Origin of the sequence: Hydrogenophaga taeniospiralis CCUG 15921 (genome assembly GCF_001592305.1) — a bacterium.
Classification (GTDB): Bacteria; Pseudomonadota; Gammaproteobacteria; order Burkholderiales; family Burkholderiaceae_C; genus Hydrogenophaga; species Hydrogenophaga taeniospiralis.
On the sequence record NZ_BCWR01000001.1, the window covers coordinates 175,862 to 192,025 of the forward strand.

Annotated in this window: 9 protein-coding genes; 4 read left to right on the forward strand and 5 right to left on the reverse strand. The window is 67.0% G+C overall.

Annotated elements, in window-relative coordinates; translation table 11 throughout:
- Window positions 1-62: 62 nt before the first annotated feature.
- On the reverse strand, window positions 63-2,465 hold the full coding sequence (ppsA, locus tag HTA01S_RS00840; protein WP_068166462.1) for a phosphoenolpyruvate synthase: 2,403 nt from the start codon (window positions 2,463-2,465) through the stop codon (window positions 63-65).
- Between the two features lie 250 nt (window positions 2,466-2,715).
- On the opposite strand from ppsA, the gene ppsR reads away from it, so the two are divergent.
- Complete coding sequence (gene ppsR, locus HTA01S_RS00845; RefSeq protein ID WP_068166465.1) at window positions 2,716-3,537, forward strand: posphoenolpyruvate synthetase regulatory kinase/phosphorylase PpsR; 822 nt, start codon at window positions 2,716-2,718, stop codon at window positions 3,535-3,537.
- An 18-nt stretch (window positions 3,538-3,555) separates the two neighbouring features.
- Here the strand turns inward: ppsR and HTA01S_RS00850 are convergent, their stop codons facing one another.
- From HTA01S_RS00850 to HTA01S_RS00860, 3 genes are all read right to left on the reverse strand, one after another.
- Complete coding sequence (locus HTA01S_RS00850; RefSeq protein WP_245637954.1) at window positions 3,556-3,921, reverse strand: hypothetical protein; 366 nt, start codon at window positions 3,919-3,921, stop codon at window positions 3,556-3,558.
- Between the two features lie 230 nt (window positions 3,922-4,151).
- Window positions 4,152-5,954 (reverse strand): sodium:solute symporter family protein, encoded by a 1,803-nt coding sequence (locus HTA01S_RS00855; protein ID WP_068166469.1) that lies wholly within the window; start codon window positions 5,952-5,954, stop codon window positions 4,152-4,154.
- 17 nt (window positions 5,955-5,971) lie between these two features.
- Window positions 5,972-6,238, reverse strand: coding sequence for a DUF4212 domain-containing protein (locus HTA01S_RS00860; protein ID WP_068166471.1), 267 nt, complete (start codon window positions 6,236-6,238; stop codon window positions 5,972-5,974).
- Window positions 6,239-6,532: 294 nt separating this feature from the next.
- On the opposite strand from HTA01S_RS00860, the gene HTA01S_RS00865 reads away from it, so the two are divergent.
- The 3 genes from HTA01S_RS00865 (at window position 6,533) to HTA01S_RS00875 (ending at window position 14,426) form a co-directional block, all read left to right on the forward strand.
- Window positions 6,533-6,841 carry a DUF485 domain-containing protein gene (locus HTA01S_RS00865; protein ID WP_068166473.1) on the forward strand — a complete coding sequence of 103 codons (309 nt, stop codon included), beginning with the start codon at window positions 6,533-6,535 and terminating at the stop codon, window positions 6,839-6,841.
- A 26-nt stretch (window positions 6,842-6,867) separates the two neighbouring features.
- Window positions 6,868-8,565, forward strand: coding sequence for a cation acetate symporter (locus HTA01S_RS00870; protein WP_157571944.1), 1,698 nt, complete (start codon window positions 6,868-6,870; stop codon window positions 8,563-8,565).
- Between the two features lie 200 nt (window positions 8,566-8,765).
- Complete coding sequence (locus tag HTA01S_RS00875) at window positions 8,766-14,426, forward strand: DUF7379 domain-containing protein (RefSeq protein ID WP_068166477.1); 5,661 nt, start codon at window positions 8,766-8,768, stop codon at window positions 14,424-14,426.
- Between the two features lie 76 nt (window positions 14,427-14,502).
- Here the strand turns inward: HTA01S_RS00875 and ahpF are convergent, their stop codons facing one another.
- Complete coding sequence (gene ahpF / locus HTA01S_RS00880) at window positions 14,503-16,086, reverse strand: alkyl hydroperoxide reductase subunit F (RefSeq protein ID WP_068166482.1); 1,584 nt, start codon at window positions 16,084-16,086, stop codon at window positions 14,503-14,505.
- Window positions 16,087-16,164 lie beyond the last annotated feature (78 nt).

Here is a 16,164-nt window from a genome sequence, read left to right on the forward strand (position 1 = left end):
AAAGGCGACAGGGTCTGCACCCTGCCGCCTGATTCAACGCAACGCGGGCCCGCCGCGCCGCATTATGGTTTTGCCGACGACGCCAGCAGTTGCCAGGTGTCCACCACCGAGTCCGGGTTCAGCGAAATGGAGCTGATGCCCTCGTCGCGCAGCCACTGGGCGAAGTCGGGGTGGTCGCTGGGGCCCTGGCCGCAGATGCCGACGTATTTGCCCTCGGCCTTGCAGGCGCCGATCGCCAGTTTCAGCAGCGCTTTGACGGCCGGATCGCGCTCGTCGAAGTCGTGCGCCAGCAGCTCCAGGCCGGAGTCGCGGTCCAGGCCCAGGGTGAGCTGGGTCAGGTCGTTGGAGCCGATGGAGAAGCCGTCGAAGTACTGCAGGAAGTCGTGCGCCAGCACCGCGTTGCTCGGGATCTCGCACATCATGATGACCTTGAGCCCGGTCTCGCCGCGCTTCAAACCTTTCTCGGCCAGCAGCTCGGTCACGCGCTGCGCCTGGCCCAGCGTGCGCACGAAAGGCACCATCACCTGCACGTTGGTCAGGCCCATGTCTTCGCGCACACGCTTGATGGCTTCGCATTCCATGGCGAAGGCTTCACGGAAGTCATCACTGATGTAGCGCGCCGCGCCACGGAAGCCCAGCATGGGGTTTTCTTCATCGGGCTCGTAGCGGCTGCCACCGACCAGCTTGCGGTACTCGTTGGACTTGAAGTCCGACAGGCGCACGATCACCGGCTTGGGCCAGAAGGCCGCGGCGATGGTGGCCACACCCTCGGCCACCTTGTCCACGTAGAAGGCGCGCGGCGAGGCGTGGCCACGGGCCACCGACTCCACCGCCTTCTTCAGGTCGGCGTCGATCTGCGGGTAGTCCAGGATGGCCTTGGGGTGCACGCCGATGTTGTTGTTGATGATGAACTCCAGCCGCGCCAGGCCCACGCCGCCGTTGGGGATCTGCGCGAAATCGAACGCCAGCTGGGGGTTGCCCACGTTCATCATGATCTTCACGTCCAGCGGGGGCATCTCGCCGCGCTGCACTTCGGTGACCTCGGTTTCGAGCAGACCGTCGTAGATGTGACCGGTATCGCCCTCGGCGCAGCTCACCGTCACCAGGGTGCCGTCCTTGAGGGTTTCGGTGGCGTCGCCACAGCCCACCACGGCCGGGATGCCCAGCTCGCGCGCGATGATGGCCGCGTGGCAGGTGCGGCCGCCCCGGTTGGTCACGATGGCGCTGGCGCGCTTCATCACCGGCTCCCAGTTCGGGTCGGTCATGTCGGTCACCAGCACGTCGCCGGGCTTGACCTTGTCCATCTCGCTGATGTTGTGCACCAGTCGCACCGGGCCGGTACCGACCTTCTGGCCGATGGCGCGGCCCGAGGCCAGCACGCTGCCCTTGCCCTTGAGCTTGTAGCGGACTTCGGTCTTGCCGGCGCTCTGGCTCTTCACGGTTTCGGGGCGGGCCTGCAGGATGTAGAGCTGGCCGTCGGTGCCGTCCTTGCCCCACTCGATGTCCATCGGGCGGCCGTAGTGCTGCTCGATCACCAGCGCGTACTGCGCCAGTTGCTCCACGTCGGCGTCGGTCAGGCTGTAGCGGTTGCGCTGCTCGACCGGCACGTCGATGGTCTTGACCAGCTTGCCGCTCTGGGCCTTTTCCTCGGCCGTGCTGAAGGTCATCTGGATCAGCTTGGAGCCCAGGTTGCGGCGGATCAGCGCGCGCTTGCCAGCCCTGAGCATGGGCTTGTGCACGTAGAACTCGTCGGGGTTCACGGCGCCCTGCACCACCGTCTCGCCCAGGCCGTAGCTGGAGGTGATGAAGACCACGTCTTCAAAGCCCGACTCGGTGTCGATGGTGAACATCACGCCGGCGGCGCCGGTGTCGGAGCGCACCATGCGCTGCACACCGGCGGACAGGGCCACGTCGGCGTGGGCAAAACCCTTGTGCACGCGGTAGCTGATGGCGCGGTCGTTGTACAGGGAGGCGAACACCTCCTTCATCTTGTGCAGCACCTCTTCGATGCCGTGCACGTTGAGGAAGGTTTCCTGCTGGCCGGCGAACGAAGCATCGGGCAGGTCTTCGGCGGTGGCCGACGAGCGCACGGCGAAGGTGGCCTTGTCGTTGTCACCCACCAGGGTGACGAAGGCGTCGCGGATGGCCTTTTCCAGATCGGCGGGGAACGGCTGGTTCTCCACCATGGCCCGGATCTCCGCGCCGGCCTCGGCCAGGGCACGCACGTCTTCGGTGTCGAGCGCGTTCAGGCGGGCGTTGATACGGTCGGTCAGGCCGTCGTACTTCAGGAACTCGCGAAAAGCGTGTGCCGTGGTGGCGAAGCCGGTGGGCACTTTCACACCTTGCGGCAGTTGCGAGATCATCTCGCCGAGGCTGGCGTTCTTGCCACCGACGGCTTCGACGTCGCTCATCCGCAGATGCTCGAAGGGCACGACCAGATCGGTCGGGGAAAACAGGTTGGACATGGATAGACTCCGCTCAAGTTAAAAAACCGGGGGCTCCATGCGCCGCGCTCCTGACCTGTGGTTCTGTTATGGGTCCGTCGCCGGGCAAAGGGCTGAAATCGGACGGGTTGGCGCGATTGATAATGGCGCCACGACCCGAACCTGACATTGTAGGGTGCCACCCTGACAGAGGTTGCATCCAAGCTGACGAGGCTGAAACACTCCGTTCCCCGGGTCCGAACATCCCGCCACACCATCCGCCCCCCCCACCATGCCCACCAGAACGGTCTTTTTTGTCTCCGACGGCACCGGCATCACGGCCGAGACCTTTGGCAACGCCATCCTGGCCCAGTTCGAAACCCAGGTGCGCCGCGTGCGCCTGCCCTTCCTGGACAGCGTGGACAAGGCCCACCAGGCGGTGCGTCAGATCAACCACACGGCTGAGGTCGAGGGTCGGCGCCCGCTGGTGTTCACCACCGTGGTGAACATGGACGTTCTGCGCGTCGTCAAGGAGCACTGCAACGGCATGATCCTGGACATGTTCGGCACCTTCGTGGAACCCCTGGAGGTCGAGCTGGGCATCAAGTCGAACCATCGCGTGGGCCGCTTCTCGGATGTATCCAAAAGCAAGGAGTACCACGACCGCATCGAGGCCATCAATTTCTCGCTCATGCACGACGACGGCCAGAGCCACCGCGATCTGGCCGGCTCGGACGTGATCCTGGTGGGTGTGAGCCGAAGCGGCAAGACGCCGACCTCGCTCTACCTGGCCATGCAGCACGGCCTGAAGGCGTCGAACTACCCACTGATCCCGGAAGATTTCGAACGCCGCAAGCTGCCGCCGGCCCTGGTGCCGCACCGCAAGAAGATTTTTGGCCTGACGATCGCGCCCGAGCGCCTGTCCGAGATCCGCAACGAGCGCCGGCCAAACTCGCGTTATGCCAGTCTGGACAACTGCCGCATGGAGGTCAGCGAGGCCGAAGGCATGATGCGCCGCGAGGGCATCCGCTGGCTCTCCACGACGACCAAGTCGATCGAGGAAATCGCCACCACCATCCTGCAGGAGATCCGCCCGGAGCGGCTGGAGTACTGAGCCCCGCCCCTCGGGCTCTCAACCCGGTTGATCGGGGTTGGCTTTTTTTCGGCCCGGGCCCAGCCCGTGCGCCTGGCGCCCCAGGGCGAAGGACGCAAACAGTTTGAGCCAAAGGGTGGAACCCGCAATGGCCACCCAGGTGTCGTAGTCGAGCTGGCCCAGCAACACCGCCACGATCACACCCACCATCACCACGCCCGCGATGCCGTTGATGGCCATCTCGTAAGGCGCGTATTTCTCGGCATTGGCGGGTGGAAGCCCCTTCTTCAGAGCCACTTCCGAGAAGTCCCGCTTCACGAGAATGCGCCAGGTCCGACGCAGCCAGAAGAACGCCACGGGAAACAGGGCCAGAAAAAAAATGATGCGTATGGGGAAAACGCTCAAACCAAAGTCCATTCCAACATCCTTTGTTTGCCTCGTTCAGAGACTTTGCAAAACCACGTAACCAACGATGGGTTTCAATGTTTTGCGAAGTGCCCGATGGAAACACCGACCCGGCTCGCCGGCATTGTCCCCCAGGCCGGGCCGGAAAAACAAAGCCCCATCGGTCACCCGACGGGGCCTTGCGCACACAGTCCTGGCGAGCCAGTCCTGTGCGAAATCAACCAGCGCGCTCAGTGCCCGGTTGCAGCACCGGCACCCTTGGGCACGCGGATCGACTCCACGAGTTCCTGGATGTGTTTTGGTGCCGGAGCGGTCAGCTTGTTCACCAGGAAGGCCACGGTGAAGTTGACGATGGCACCCACGGTACCCACGGCTTCCGGCGTGATGCCGAACCAGCCGTTGACGCCGCCGACCATGTCGACAAAGTCCGTGCCCTTGATGAAGAACAGGCCTTTGTGGGCGAACACGTAGAACAGCGTGACCAGCAGGCCAGACAACATGCCGGCGATGGCGCCCTTGTCGCTCATGGTGCGGCTGAAGATGCCCATCATGATGGCAGGGAAGATCGACGAAGCGGCAATGCCGAATGCCAGTGCCACGGTGCCGGCCGCGAAGCCCGGAGGATTGAGGCCCAGCCAGCCGGCCAGCACGATGGCGACCGCCATGGCGATCTTGCCCGCGAGCAGCTCGCCCTTTTCAGAGATGTTCGGGTTGAACACGTTCTTGATCAGGTCGTGCGACACGGCAGAGGAAATGGCCATCAACAAACCCGCGGCAGTGGACAGCGCAGCAGCGATACCGCCGGCAGCCACCAGCGCGATCACCCAGTTGGGCAGCAGCGCGATTTCCGGGTTGGCCAACACGATGATGTCGGCGTTCACGGTCAGCTCGTTGCCCTTCCAGCCTGCGGCTGTGGCCTTGCTCTTGGCAATTTCGTTCTTCGTCGCGTCGTTGTAGTACTGGATGCGGCCGTCGGCGTTCTTGTCTTCCCACTTCAGCAGACCGGTCTTTTCCCAGCGCTTCATCCAGTCCGGACGGTCTTCGTTCTTGAGGCTGGATTCGGTGGCGTACAGGTCGCCATTGCTCATCACCGCCGTGTTGACCGTGCTGTGCAGGTTCAGCTTGGCCATGGCACCCACGGCAGGCGCCGTGGTGTACAGCAGGGCGATGAAGACCAGGGCCCAACCGGCGGAGGCACGAGCGTCGGCCACCTTCGGCACGGTGAAGAAACGCACGATCACGTGGGGCAGGCCGGCGGTACCGATCATCAGCGACACGGTGTAGAAGAACATGTTGAGCATGCTTCCTGCAGAAGTCGTGGTGTACTGGTTGAATCCGAGGTCGGTGACGACCTGGTCCAGCTTGGCCAGCAACGCTGTATCGGTTCCAGCCAGATCAGCACCCAGGCCCAGTTGCGGCAAGAAGCTGCCGGTCAGGTTCAGGGAGATGAAGATCGCGGGAATGATGTACGCGAAGATCAGCACGATGTATTGCGCCACCTGGGTGTAGGTGATGCCTTTCATGCCCCCGAACACCGCATAGAAGAACACGATGGCCTGGCCGATGTAGATGCCGGTGTCGCTCGACACGTTCAGGAAACGCGAGAACGCCACGCCCACACCGGTCATCTGACCAATGATGTAGGTGGTGGAGGCGGTCAGCAGACAGATCACGGCCACGGTGCTGGCGGTCTTCGAATAGAAGCGGTCGCCAATGAACTGAGGCACGGTGAACTTGCCGAACTTGCGCAGGTACGGTGCCAGCAGCATGGCCAGCAACACATAGCCGCCGGTCCAGCCCATCAGGAACACGGCACCGCCGTAGCCCATGTTGGAGATCAGACCAGCCATGGAGATGAAGGACGCGGCCGACATCCAGTCAGCGGCCGTGGCCATGCCGTTGGTGATGGGGTGCACCCCGCCGCCGGCAACGTAGAACTCGGACACGCTGCCAGCGCGCGCCCAGAAGGCAATGCCAAGGTACAGCGCGAAGCTGGCCCCGACAAACAGGTAGGTGGTGGTTTGCAGATCCATGATGTGGGTCCTATCTTTTAGTCTTCTTGCACACCGAACTTGCGGTCAAGGTCACCCATCTTCTTGGCGTAATAGAAGATCAGCGCGATGAACACATAGATGGAGCCCTGTTGTGCGAACCAGAACCCGACGGGATAGCCACCGAGCTTGATGCCGTTGAGGGCATCGGCGAACAGGATGCCTGCGCCGTAAGAAACCAGGAACCAGATGATCAGGATCTTGGTCAGCAACCCCAACGTCGCAGACCAATAGGCCTTCGCGTTTTTTTCGCTTTCAGTTGTCATGAAAGTCATCTCCTCAGAGTGATGCTTTTGCTGTTTCGACGGCTTGCGCCGCCACGTTTTGCACGCCATCCACCGGGGGGTTTCCGACGTCACGGGCGGACTTTGGAAGCGCTTTCTTACAGCAAAATTTCGGGCGGAGGCGATGAGCTCCAAACCGAGGGTAAGCCCCTACGAAATGGTGTGATGACGACTGGCATCGAGGGGCGCGAACGGGCACCCACCCTGATACCGGGGTAAGTACCGGGTAAGTACCCACGCCTACGCTGCGGACCTCTTCAGCACTCAGGAGGTCTCATGCAAGACGACATGGTCCAGCGCATTCTGGACAACCCGCAATACCAGGCGCTCAAGGCCAGGCGCTCGCGTTTCGGATGGTGGCTCACGCTGGCGATGATGGTCGTGTACTACGGCTTCATCCTGCTGGTGGCCTTCAACAAGGAACTGCTGTCCCAGAAGCTGGGCGACGGCGTCATGACCCTCGGCATTCCCATCGGCTTCGGTGTGATCCTCTTCACCATCGTCATCACGGCGATCTACGTCAAACGCGCCAACACCGAGTTCGACGATCTCTCCAGCGCAATCATCCAGGCGGTGTACAAGTGAACTTCCTCCACGCACACACGCGCCGCCTGCTCACGCTGCTGGCCCTCTTCGGCGTCTCGGCGGTCGCCTGGGCCGCGGGCGCGGACCTCGGCCAGGCCGAAAAACAAGCCACCAACTGGACCGCCATCGGCATGTTCGCCCTGTTCGTGGTGGGCACGCTGTTCATCACCAAATGGGCCGCGGCCAAGACCAAGTCGGCCTCGGACTTCTACACCGCCGGCGGTGGCATCACCGGTTTCCAGAACGGTCTGGCGATTGCGGGCGACTACATGTCGGCGGCCTCGTTCCTCGGCATTTCCGCGGCCGTGATGGCCAGCGGTTTTGATGGCCTGATCTACTCCATCGGCTTCCTGGTGGGCTGGCCCGTCATCACCTTCCTGATGGCCGAGCGCCTGCGCAACCTGGGCAAGTTCACCTTCGCCGACGTGGCCGCCTTCCGCTTCAATCAGACTCCCATCCGCATCTTCGCGGCCTCGGGCACGCTGGTGGTGGTGGCCTTCTACCTGATCGCGCAGATGGTCGGCGCCGGCCAGCTCATCAAGCTGCTGTTCGGCCTGGAGTACTACATCGCCGTGATCATCGTGGGCGCGCTCATGATGGTCTACGTGCTGTTCGGCGGCATGACGGCCACCACCTGGGTGCAGATCATCAAGGCCTGCCTGCTGCTGGGTGGCGCGACCTTCATGGCGCTGTCGGTGCTGTGGCACTTCGGCTTCAGCCCCGAGGCCATGTTCGCCAGCGCGGTGCAGATCAAGACCGACCTCGCGCTCAAGGACGGCAAGATCGCCGAGGCCGCCACCGCGGCGGGCCAGTCGATCATGGGCCCGGGCAACTTCGTGAAGGACCCGATCTCGGCCATCAGCTTCGGCATGGCACTGATGTTCGGCACCGCCGGCCTGCCGCACATCCTGATGCGCTTCTTCACCGTGCCCAGCGCCAAGGAAGCGCGCAAGTCGGTGATGTGGGCCACCGGCTGGATCGGCTACTTCTACCTGCTGACCTTCATCATCGGTTTCGGCGCCATCACCTTCGTGTTGATCAACCCGCAGTTCCTCGACGCCAAGGGCGGCCTGCTGGGCGGCAACAACATGGCGGCGGTGCACCTGGCCAACGCCGTGGGCGGCAACGTGTTCCTGGGCTTCATCTCCGCTGTGGCCTTCGCCACCATCCTCGCGGTGGTGGCGGGCCTCACGTTGTCGGGCGCCTCGGCCGTGTCGCACGACCTCTACGCCACCGTGATCAAGAAGGGCCAGGCCGACAGTGCCTCGGAGCTGCGCGTGTCCAAGGCGACGACGATCGCACTGGGCATCATCGCCGTGGTGCTGGGCATCGCCTTCGAGAAACAGAACATCGCCTTCATGGTGTCGCTGGCGTTCGCGATCGCGGCCTCGGCCAACTTCCCCGTGCTGTTCATGAGCGTGCTGTGGAAAGACTGCACCACCAAGGGCGCGGTGATCGGCGGCTTCCTGGGCCTGATCTCGTCGGTGGTGCTCACCGTGGTCTCGCCCTCGGTGTGGGAAGTGACCCTGGGCAACCCCAAGGGCTCGGCGCTGTTCCCCTACACCTCGCCGGCCCTGTTCTCCATGACCATCGGCTTCGTGGGCATCTGGCTGTTCTCCATCCTCGACAACAGCCAGCGCGCCAAGGTCGACCGGGGCGGCTTCCTGGCGCAGCAGGTGCGCTCGGAAACCGGCATCGGTGCATCGGGTGCGTCGGGCCACTGAACCTGAGCACCTGATCCCAAGGGCCAAGGGCCGAAGGTGTGATGCCTTCGGCCCTTGCCGCTTTCTGGCGAACGCCAGAACCCGCCGGGTGCGGCGCGCGAGACAAACGCTTACAACTTGCGATGGGCGCCGTCCCAGCGACAGGAACAGAATTTGTGACGAATTGCACCGTTTGAAGCCTTGACCCCGGGGAGGACATCATGGCCCGCAAACCAGTCGTCAACGCCCCCCAGGAGCCCCCGGGCCGCTCGCGGCGCACCGGTCCCGGCGTGGTCCGCACCGGCCCGGCATCCGCCATCACCTTCGTCGTCCGCGGCCAGATGCTGCAGACCGGCGGCGCCCCCCGGGGTGGCCCGGCCCTTCCCAGCGGATTCGGCGGGCGCGGCCAGGTCATTCAGAAAGTGCAACCGGGCGCGCGCCGCAGCAGCGGCAACGACACGGTGCGCATGACCGCGCGCCCGGGGCTGGATGCGGTGGTGCTGCACATCGCCAACGGCCCTTCGCTGATGCTGCACCCCGAGACCGCGCGCGACCTGATGCTGGCGCAGTCGGGCCTGACACGCAGCGCCGTGCGCGGCGCCTCGCGCCCGGGTGACGCGACCGACGTCGCGCCGAACGAGGTGGTGGTGCCGGTCGAACTCGGCTGGCAGGGCACCCCCGCGGCCGGCGGCCCACGCGCCGCCACGCGCGGTCGGCTGGGCGAGGCGCTGCTCTCGGGCATCGAGGTGGTGACCGATCTGTTCAGCGGGCCGGTGAGCGAGCTCGCAGCGGCCCGGATCGGGGCCCGGCTGGACCAGCAGGTGGACCCCGGCGTGTACCGCCTGAGCGCCGACGCCCTGGGCGCGCCGCTCAAGGCCAGTGGCCACAAGCTCGCCCGTGTGCCCGCCGCGGACCCCGGCGAGCCCCTGCTGGTGCTGCTGCACGGCACGTTTTCCGACACCCACGGCACCTTCGGCAAGCTGTGGCAACAGCACCCGCAAAAGGTCCGCGATCTGTTCGCACACTACGGCCAGCGGGTGTACGGGCTGGACCACCCGACGCTCACCGCCAGCCCGATCGACAACGCGCTCATGCTCGCGCGTGCCCTGCCCGATGGCGCGCGCGTGCACCTGCTCACGCACTCGCGCGGCGGCCTGGTGGCTGAGGTGCTGGCCCGGGTCTGCGCCCAGCCCACCCTGTCCGAAGCATTGCTCGCGCCGTTCAAGGGCGGCGCGCACCGGGTGCAGCTGAGCGCTCTGCGCCAGTTGGCCGCCGAACTCCAGGGGCGCGACATCCGCATCGAGCGGGTGGTGCGCGTGGCCTGCCCGGCGCGTGGCACGCTGCTGGCCTCGCGGCGGCTGGACGCCTATGTGTCGGTGCTGAAGTGGACGCTGGAACTCGCCGGCATCCCGGTGGCGCCCGCCCTGCTCGACTTCGTGGCCGAGGTGGCCAGCCACCGCACCGACCCCGCGCTGCTGCCCGGCCTGGAAGCCATGACGCCGCAGAGCCCGCTGGTGCAGTGGCTGCACGGCGGCGACGGCCCGCTGCCCGGGCAACTGCGCGTGGTCGCCGGCGACATCGAAGGCGACTCCGTGACGGCCTGGGTCAAGACCCTGCTGGCCGACGCTTTCTACTGGACCGACAACGACCTCGTGGTGCAGACGCGCTCCATGTACGGCGGCGGCCCGCGCACGCCGGCCGGGGGCCACGCGGCGGCCAGCTTCCTGCTGGACCAGGGCGGCCAGGTCACGCACTTTGGCTACTTCAGCAACCCGCGCACCGCCGAGGCCGTGTGCAGCGGCCTCACGCAGGACACGCCCGCGGGCTTTCGCCCCATCGGCCCGATGTCGTGGGCCGGCAGTTCCAGCGACGGCCTGCGCGGTATGCCACGCGAGGCCTTGGTCGAGCCCGCGGCCTCGCGCCCGGCGGTGATCCTGTTGCCCGGCATCCTGGGCAGCCACCTCAGCGTGGACGGCAAGCGGGTCTGGCTGAGCATGCGCATCCTGGGCGGCCTGGGCCGGCTCGCCTACCGCGAAGACGCACGCAACGTGCGGCCAGACGGCGCCATGGGCCGCAGCTACGACGATCTGGCCGAATTCCTCTCGCGCAGCCACGAAGTGATCGAGTTCGCCTTCGACTGGCGCCGCCCGATCGAGCAGGAAGCCCGCCGCCTGGCCGATGCCATGGACCAGGCCCTGAGCGCGCGCAGCGCCACCGGCCAGCCGGTGCACCTGCTCGCGCACTCCATGGGCGGGCTGGTGGCCCGCACCGTGCAGTTGGAGCGGCCCGAGGTGTGGCAGCGCTGGCTGGAGCGGCCCGGCTCGCGCCTGCTGATGCTGGGCACACCCAACGGCGGCTCGTTCGTCCCCATGCAGGTGCTCTCGGGCGACGACCGCTTTGGCAACGCGCTGGCCGCGTTCGGCCTGCCGTTCCAGGACCACCTGGCGCGCCAGATCATGGCCGCCATGCCCGGCTTCATCCAGTTGCAGGCCGGCCTGCTCGACGCCTCGCTCGGGCTGCAGCGCAGCGAGCGCTGGAAGGCGCTGGCCGAGCAGGACATGGCCCTGCTGCAGGACGCCAGTTGGTGGCACGACGGCGAGAGCCAGCGCAACGTCTACCGCTGGGGCGTGCCACCACAAGCGGTGCTCGACCAGGCCGTCGCCCTGCACCAGCGGTTGGACCAGCAGCGCACCAACGAGCTGGAGCGTTTTCACGACCGGGTGCTGGTGGTGGTCGGCCATGCGCGCTTCACGCCGGCCGGCTTCGAGCTCAGCGGAAGCGAAGGCCTGGTGTACCTGGACGCCCCGGACGACGGCGACGGCCGCGTCACGCTCGACAGCGCGCTGCTGCCCGGCGTGAAGGCCTGGCGGGTGGACTGCGAACACGGCGGCCTGGCCGACGCCGAAGACGCCTTCGAGGCCTACCGGGAGCTGCTCCAGCACGGCGACACCCAGCGCCTGCCGCCGGTCACCACCGCCCGCGGGGCCGCAGCGGGGGCGGCGGCGCGGGTGCGCAGCCGGCCATCGCGCCAGCGCAGCGGACCGCAGCAGCCCCCCACCGAACCGAGCGAGGTGTTCCGCCTGGACGACGAGGCACCGCGCCCGGTGCGGCCCCAGCGCAGCGCGCTGCGCATCAGCGTGCACAACGGCAACCTCAAGTTCATCAGCGCCACCGTGATGGTGGGGCACTACGGCGCCTCGACCCTGACCGGCACCGAGGGCGTGGTCGACCAGTTCATCGGCGGCGCCATGTCGGCCTCGCTGGCCGTGGGCCTGTACCCCGAGGCGCCGGGTTCGCACCAGTTCTTCATCAACCACCGGCAGGACCCCGACAGCCCGCTGGCGCTGCCGCGCCCGCCCCACGTGGTGGTGGCCGGGCTGGGCGAGGAAGGCAAGCTGCGCGGCGCCGACATGGTCCACACGGTGCGCCAGGCCACGCTGGCCTGGGCGCAGCGCGTGGCCGAAACGCCGGGCAGCGCCGCGGCGCAGTTCGAGCTGTGCGCCACGCTGATCGGCAGCGGAGGTGTCGGCGTGACGGCGGCGGCGGCGGCCCAGGCGGTGGCCCAAGGCGTGCGCGAGGCCAACGAAAAACTGCAGGCCCATGGCTGGCCGCAGGTCGGTCACCTGCGCCTGATCGAGCTCTACCTGGACCGCGCCACCGAGGCCTGGCATGCCCTGCACCTGCTGGCCCTGTCGGCGCCCGAGCACTACGCGCTCAGCCCCACCGTGGTCTCGGGCATCGGCGCGCTGCGCCGCCCGCTGGAGAGCGGCTACCGCGGCACCGGCCACGACTTCATCAGCGCCATTTCGGAAAAGAACGAGGCGGGCGAACCCATCATCACCTACACCCTGGACACCCAGCGCGCCCGCTCCGAGGCGCGCGTGCAGGCCACGCAGGCCCGGCTGGTGAGCGAACTGGTGCGGCGGGCCTCGAACGACGCCAACCGCGATCCACAGATCGGCCGCACGCTGTTCCAGCTCCTGGTGCCGGTGGAGATGGAGGCCAGCCTGCGCGGCAGCAGCGAGCTGCTGCTCGAGCTCAACGACGGCACGGCCGGCATCCCCTGGGAACTGCTGGACGCGCCGAACGACGGGCGCGGCGGCCCCACCCAGCCCTGGACCATCCGCAACAAGCTGCTGCGCAAACTGCGCACCGTGCGCTTTCGCGGCCAGGTGAGCGACGCGCGCATCGAAGACGCGGTGCTGGTGATCGGCGAGCCGCTGTGCGACCCCGTGCTCTACCCGCCGCTGCCGGCCGCGCGCGCCGAGGCCGTGGCGGTGGTGCAGGCCCTGAGCGGCCCGAGCGGACTGGACGCGGACCGAGTGCACGCGCTCATCGCCCCCGGCGACTTTCTGGGCGCCGATGCGGCCACCGTCACAAACGCCCTGCTGGCCCGGCCCTACCGCATCGTGCACATCGCGGGGCACGGCGAGCCCGAGCTACAGCGCGAAGGCCAGGCCCCGGTGCTGCGCGGCGTGGTGCTGAGCGACGGCACCTTCCTCGGCCCGCGCGAGGTGGAAGCCATGCGCGTGGTGCCCGAGCTGGTGTTCCTCAACTGCTGCCACCTCGCGGCCGACCCGCACCACCTGCTGCAGGGCTACGACCGCGCCGCCTTCGCCGCGGGCGTGGCCAAGCAGCTGATCCGCATCGGCGTGCGCTGCGTGGTCGCGGCGGGCTGGGCGGTGGAGGACGACGCCGCCAACCGCTTCGCCATCGCCTTCTACCAGGCGCTGCTGCGCGGCGAGCGCTTCATGGATGCAGTGCATGCTGGCCGAGTGGCAGCTTACGAGGCCAACCCCCAGGGCAACACCTGGGCCGCCTACCAGTGCTATGGCGACCCGGAGTGGGTCTGGCAACCCGACCACCGCGACCCGAACCGGGCGCGAGCGCCGGTGGGACAGGCCTACGCCGCCATCGCGTCCCCGGTGGCTTTGACACTGGCGCTGGAAACGCTGGCCGTGGAGAGCAGCACCCAGGGCGCCGCGCCCGAGGCCCAGCGCGAAAAGATCCGCCACCTGGAAGCGCGTTTTGAAGTCGAATGGGGCGGCATGGGCGCGGTGGCCGAGGCCTTTGGCGTGGCCTGCGCGGCCGCGCACGACATCGAGCGCGCCATCCACTGGTACCGCCGCGCGCTCGCCGCCAACGACGCCAGCGCCTCCGTCAAGGCCAGCGAGCAGCTCGCCAACCTGAGCGCACGCCTGGCCTGGGAGCGGGTGGAGCTGGCCCACCGCGAGCAGCGCCCGGCCCGCACGCAGCAACGGCTGATGGCCCAGGGGCGCCGGGACATCCAGGCCGCGCTCGGCCAGCTCGGCGCACTGGTGGCCATCTGCCCCAGCATCGAACGCGAGAGCCTGCTGGGCTCCGCACACAAGCGGCTGCACCTGCTGGAGACCGCGGCCGGGCAGAGCCGCCCCGCCGCGCGGGCCATCGAACAGATGGCATTGCACTACCGGCGGGCCGAAGCCCTGGCGCGCCAGGCTGGCCACGCCGAGTGGTTCTACCCCGCGCTCAACCGCATGGCGGCCGAGCTGATCGCGCACACGGGCACCAGCGGCTGGCCGGGCTTCGACCCGGCCGACACCGCCCAGCTGCGGCAAAGCCTGGAGCGCAAGCGGCGCGACGACCCCGACTTCTGGAGCGTGGTCGGGTTGCCCGAGCTGGCGATGTACGAAGCGCTGGCTGCGCACAACCTGGCTTCGCGCCTGCCCGACATCCTGTCGGTCTACGAAGACCTGCACAGCCGGGCTGGCACCGCCTGGATGTGGGCCTCGGTGGTCGATCAGGCGGGTTTTGTGCTGCGGCACTTTGCGGGCCGCGAAGGCGCCGAAGCGCAGGCGGTGCGCCAGCTGCTGGAGGTGCTGCAGGCCTACGCCCAGGCCTGAGCGCCACCGGTCCCGAGCCTCCAACAAAAAAGGCCTCGGTTACCCGAGGCCCTTTGAGCGATCACAGCCCGGCGAATCAGGCCGCCACCGCCTCGGCAGCCGCCACCGGCTGGCGGATCAGGTGGTCAAACGCGCTGAGCGCGGCCTTGGCGCCCTCGCCTGCGGCGATCACGATCTGCTTGTACGGCACCGTGGTGCAGTCACCGGCGGCGAACACGCCCGGCACATTGGTGTGGCCCTTGGCGTCGACCACGATCTCGCCGAAGCGGCTGAGCTCGACCGTGCCCTTGAGGAACTCGGTGTTGGGCACCAGACCGATCTGCACGAACACACCTTCCAGCGGCACCAGGTGCTCTTCATTGGTCGCGCGGTCCTTGTACTTCAGGCCGTTGACCTTGCCATCGGCACCGGTGATTTCGGTGGTCTGTGCGTTCACGTGAATGGTCACGTTGGGCAGGCTTTTCAGCTTGCTCACCAGCACGGCGTCGGCCTTGAGCTGGTCGGCGAACTCGACCAGGGTCACGTGCTGCACGATGCCCGCCAGGTCGATGGCCGCTTCCACGCCCGAGTTGCCGCCACCGATCACCGCCGTGCGCTTGCCTTTGAACAGCGGGCCGTCGCAGTGCGGGCAATAGGCCACGCCCTTGTTCTTGTATTCCTGCTCGCCAGGCACGTTGACGTTGCGCCAGCGCGCGCCGGTGGACAGGATCACGCTGCGCGCCTGCAGCACGCCGCCGTTGGCCATCTGCACCTGCACCAGACCGCCCGGCTCTTCAGCGGGGATCAGCTTGTCGGCGCGCTGCAGGTTCATGATGTCCACCTCGTAGTGGCGCACCTGGGCTTCCAGCGCGGCGGCGAACTTGGGACCGTCGGTTTCCAGCACAGAGATGTAGTTCTCGATCGCCATGGTGTCGTTGACCTGGCCACCGAAACGCTCGGCAGCCACGCCCACGCGGATGCCCTTTCGGGCGGCGTACACGGCCGCTGCCGCGCCTGCCGGGCCCCCGCCAACGATCAGCACGTCGAACGGGTCCTTGGCGTTGAGCTTGGCGGCTTCGCGGTCACCCGAGTTGGTGTCGAGCTTGGCCACGATCTCCTCGACCGTCATGCGGCCGGAACCGAAGACCTTGCCGTTCAGGAACACCATGGGCACGGCCATGATCTCGCGCTCGGACACTTCCTGCTGGAAGGCGCCGCCTTCGATCACCACGGTCTTGACCTTGGGGTTGAAGATCGCCATCAAGGAGAGCGCCTGCACCACGTCCGGGCAGTTGTGGCAGGTCAGGGACATGTAGACCTCGAAGCTAAAGTCACCGTCCAGGGCCTTGATCGACTCGATCACGTCGGCCTCGACCTTGGGCGGGTGACCGCCGGTCCACAGCAGGGCCAGCACCAGCGAAGTGAACTCGTGACCCAGCGGCAGACCAGCGAAGCGCACGCCCTGCGTCTCACCGTCACGCGCCACCACGAACGAGGGCTTGCGCGCATCGTTTCCCGACGTGTCCAGCGTGACCTTGTCCGACAGCGAAACGATGTCGTCCAGCAGGCTGCGCATCTCCACACCGGTGGCGCTGTCGTCGAGCGAAGCGATCAGCCGGATCGGCTGGCGCAGCATGCCCAGATATTGCTGGAGCTGGGATTTCAAAGTGGCGTCAAGCATGGTGGACTCCTGAAAGGAAAGATGAGGTGCGGAAGGCCGCTGGTGCATGGGCCTGCGAGCAAGCCCATGAGGCAGCGG

Coding starts and splice junctions, on each gene's coding strand:
- ahpF (WP_068166482.1), bottom strand. CDS start 16,086: ATGCTTGACGCCACTTTGAAATCCCAGCTCCAGCAATATCTGGGCATG.
- HTA01S_RS00855 (WP_068166469.1), bottom strand. CDS start 5,954: ATGGATCTGCAAACCACCACCTACCTGTTTGTCGGGGCCAGCTTCGCG.
- ppsR (WP_068166465.1), top strand. CDS start 2,716: ATGCCCACCAGAACGGTCTTTTTTGTCTCCGACGGCACCGGCATCACG.
- HTA01S_RS00875 (WP_068166477.1), top strand. CDS start 8,766: ATGGCCCGCAAACCAGTCGTCAACGCCCCCCAGGAGCCCCCGGGCCGC.
- ppsA (WP_068166462.1), bottom strand. CDS start 2,465: ATGTCCAACCTGTTTTCCCCGACCGATCTGGTCGTGCCCTTCGAGCAT.
- HTA01S_RS00860 (WP_068166471.1), bottom strand. CDS start 6,238: ATGACAACTGAAAGCGAAAAAAACGCGAAGGCCTATTGGTCTGCGACG.
- HTA01S_RS00865 (WP_068166473.1), top strand. CDS start 6,533: ATGCAAGACGACATGGTCCAGCGCATTCTGGACAACCCGCAATACCAG.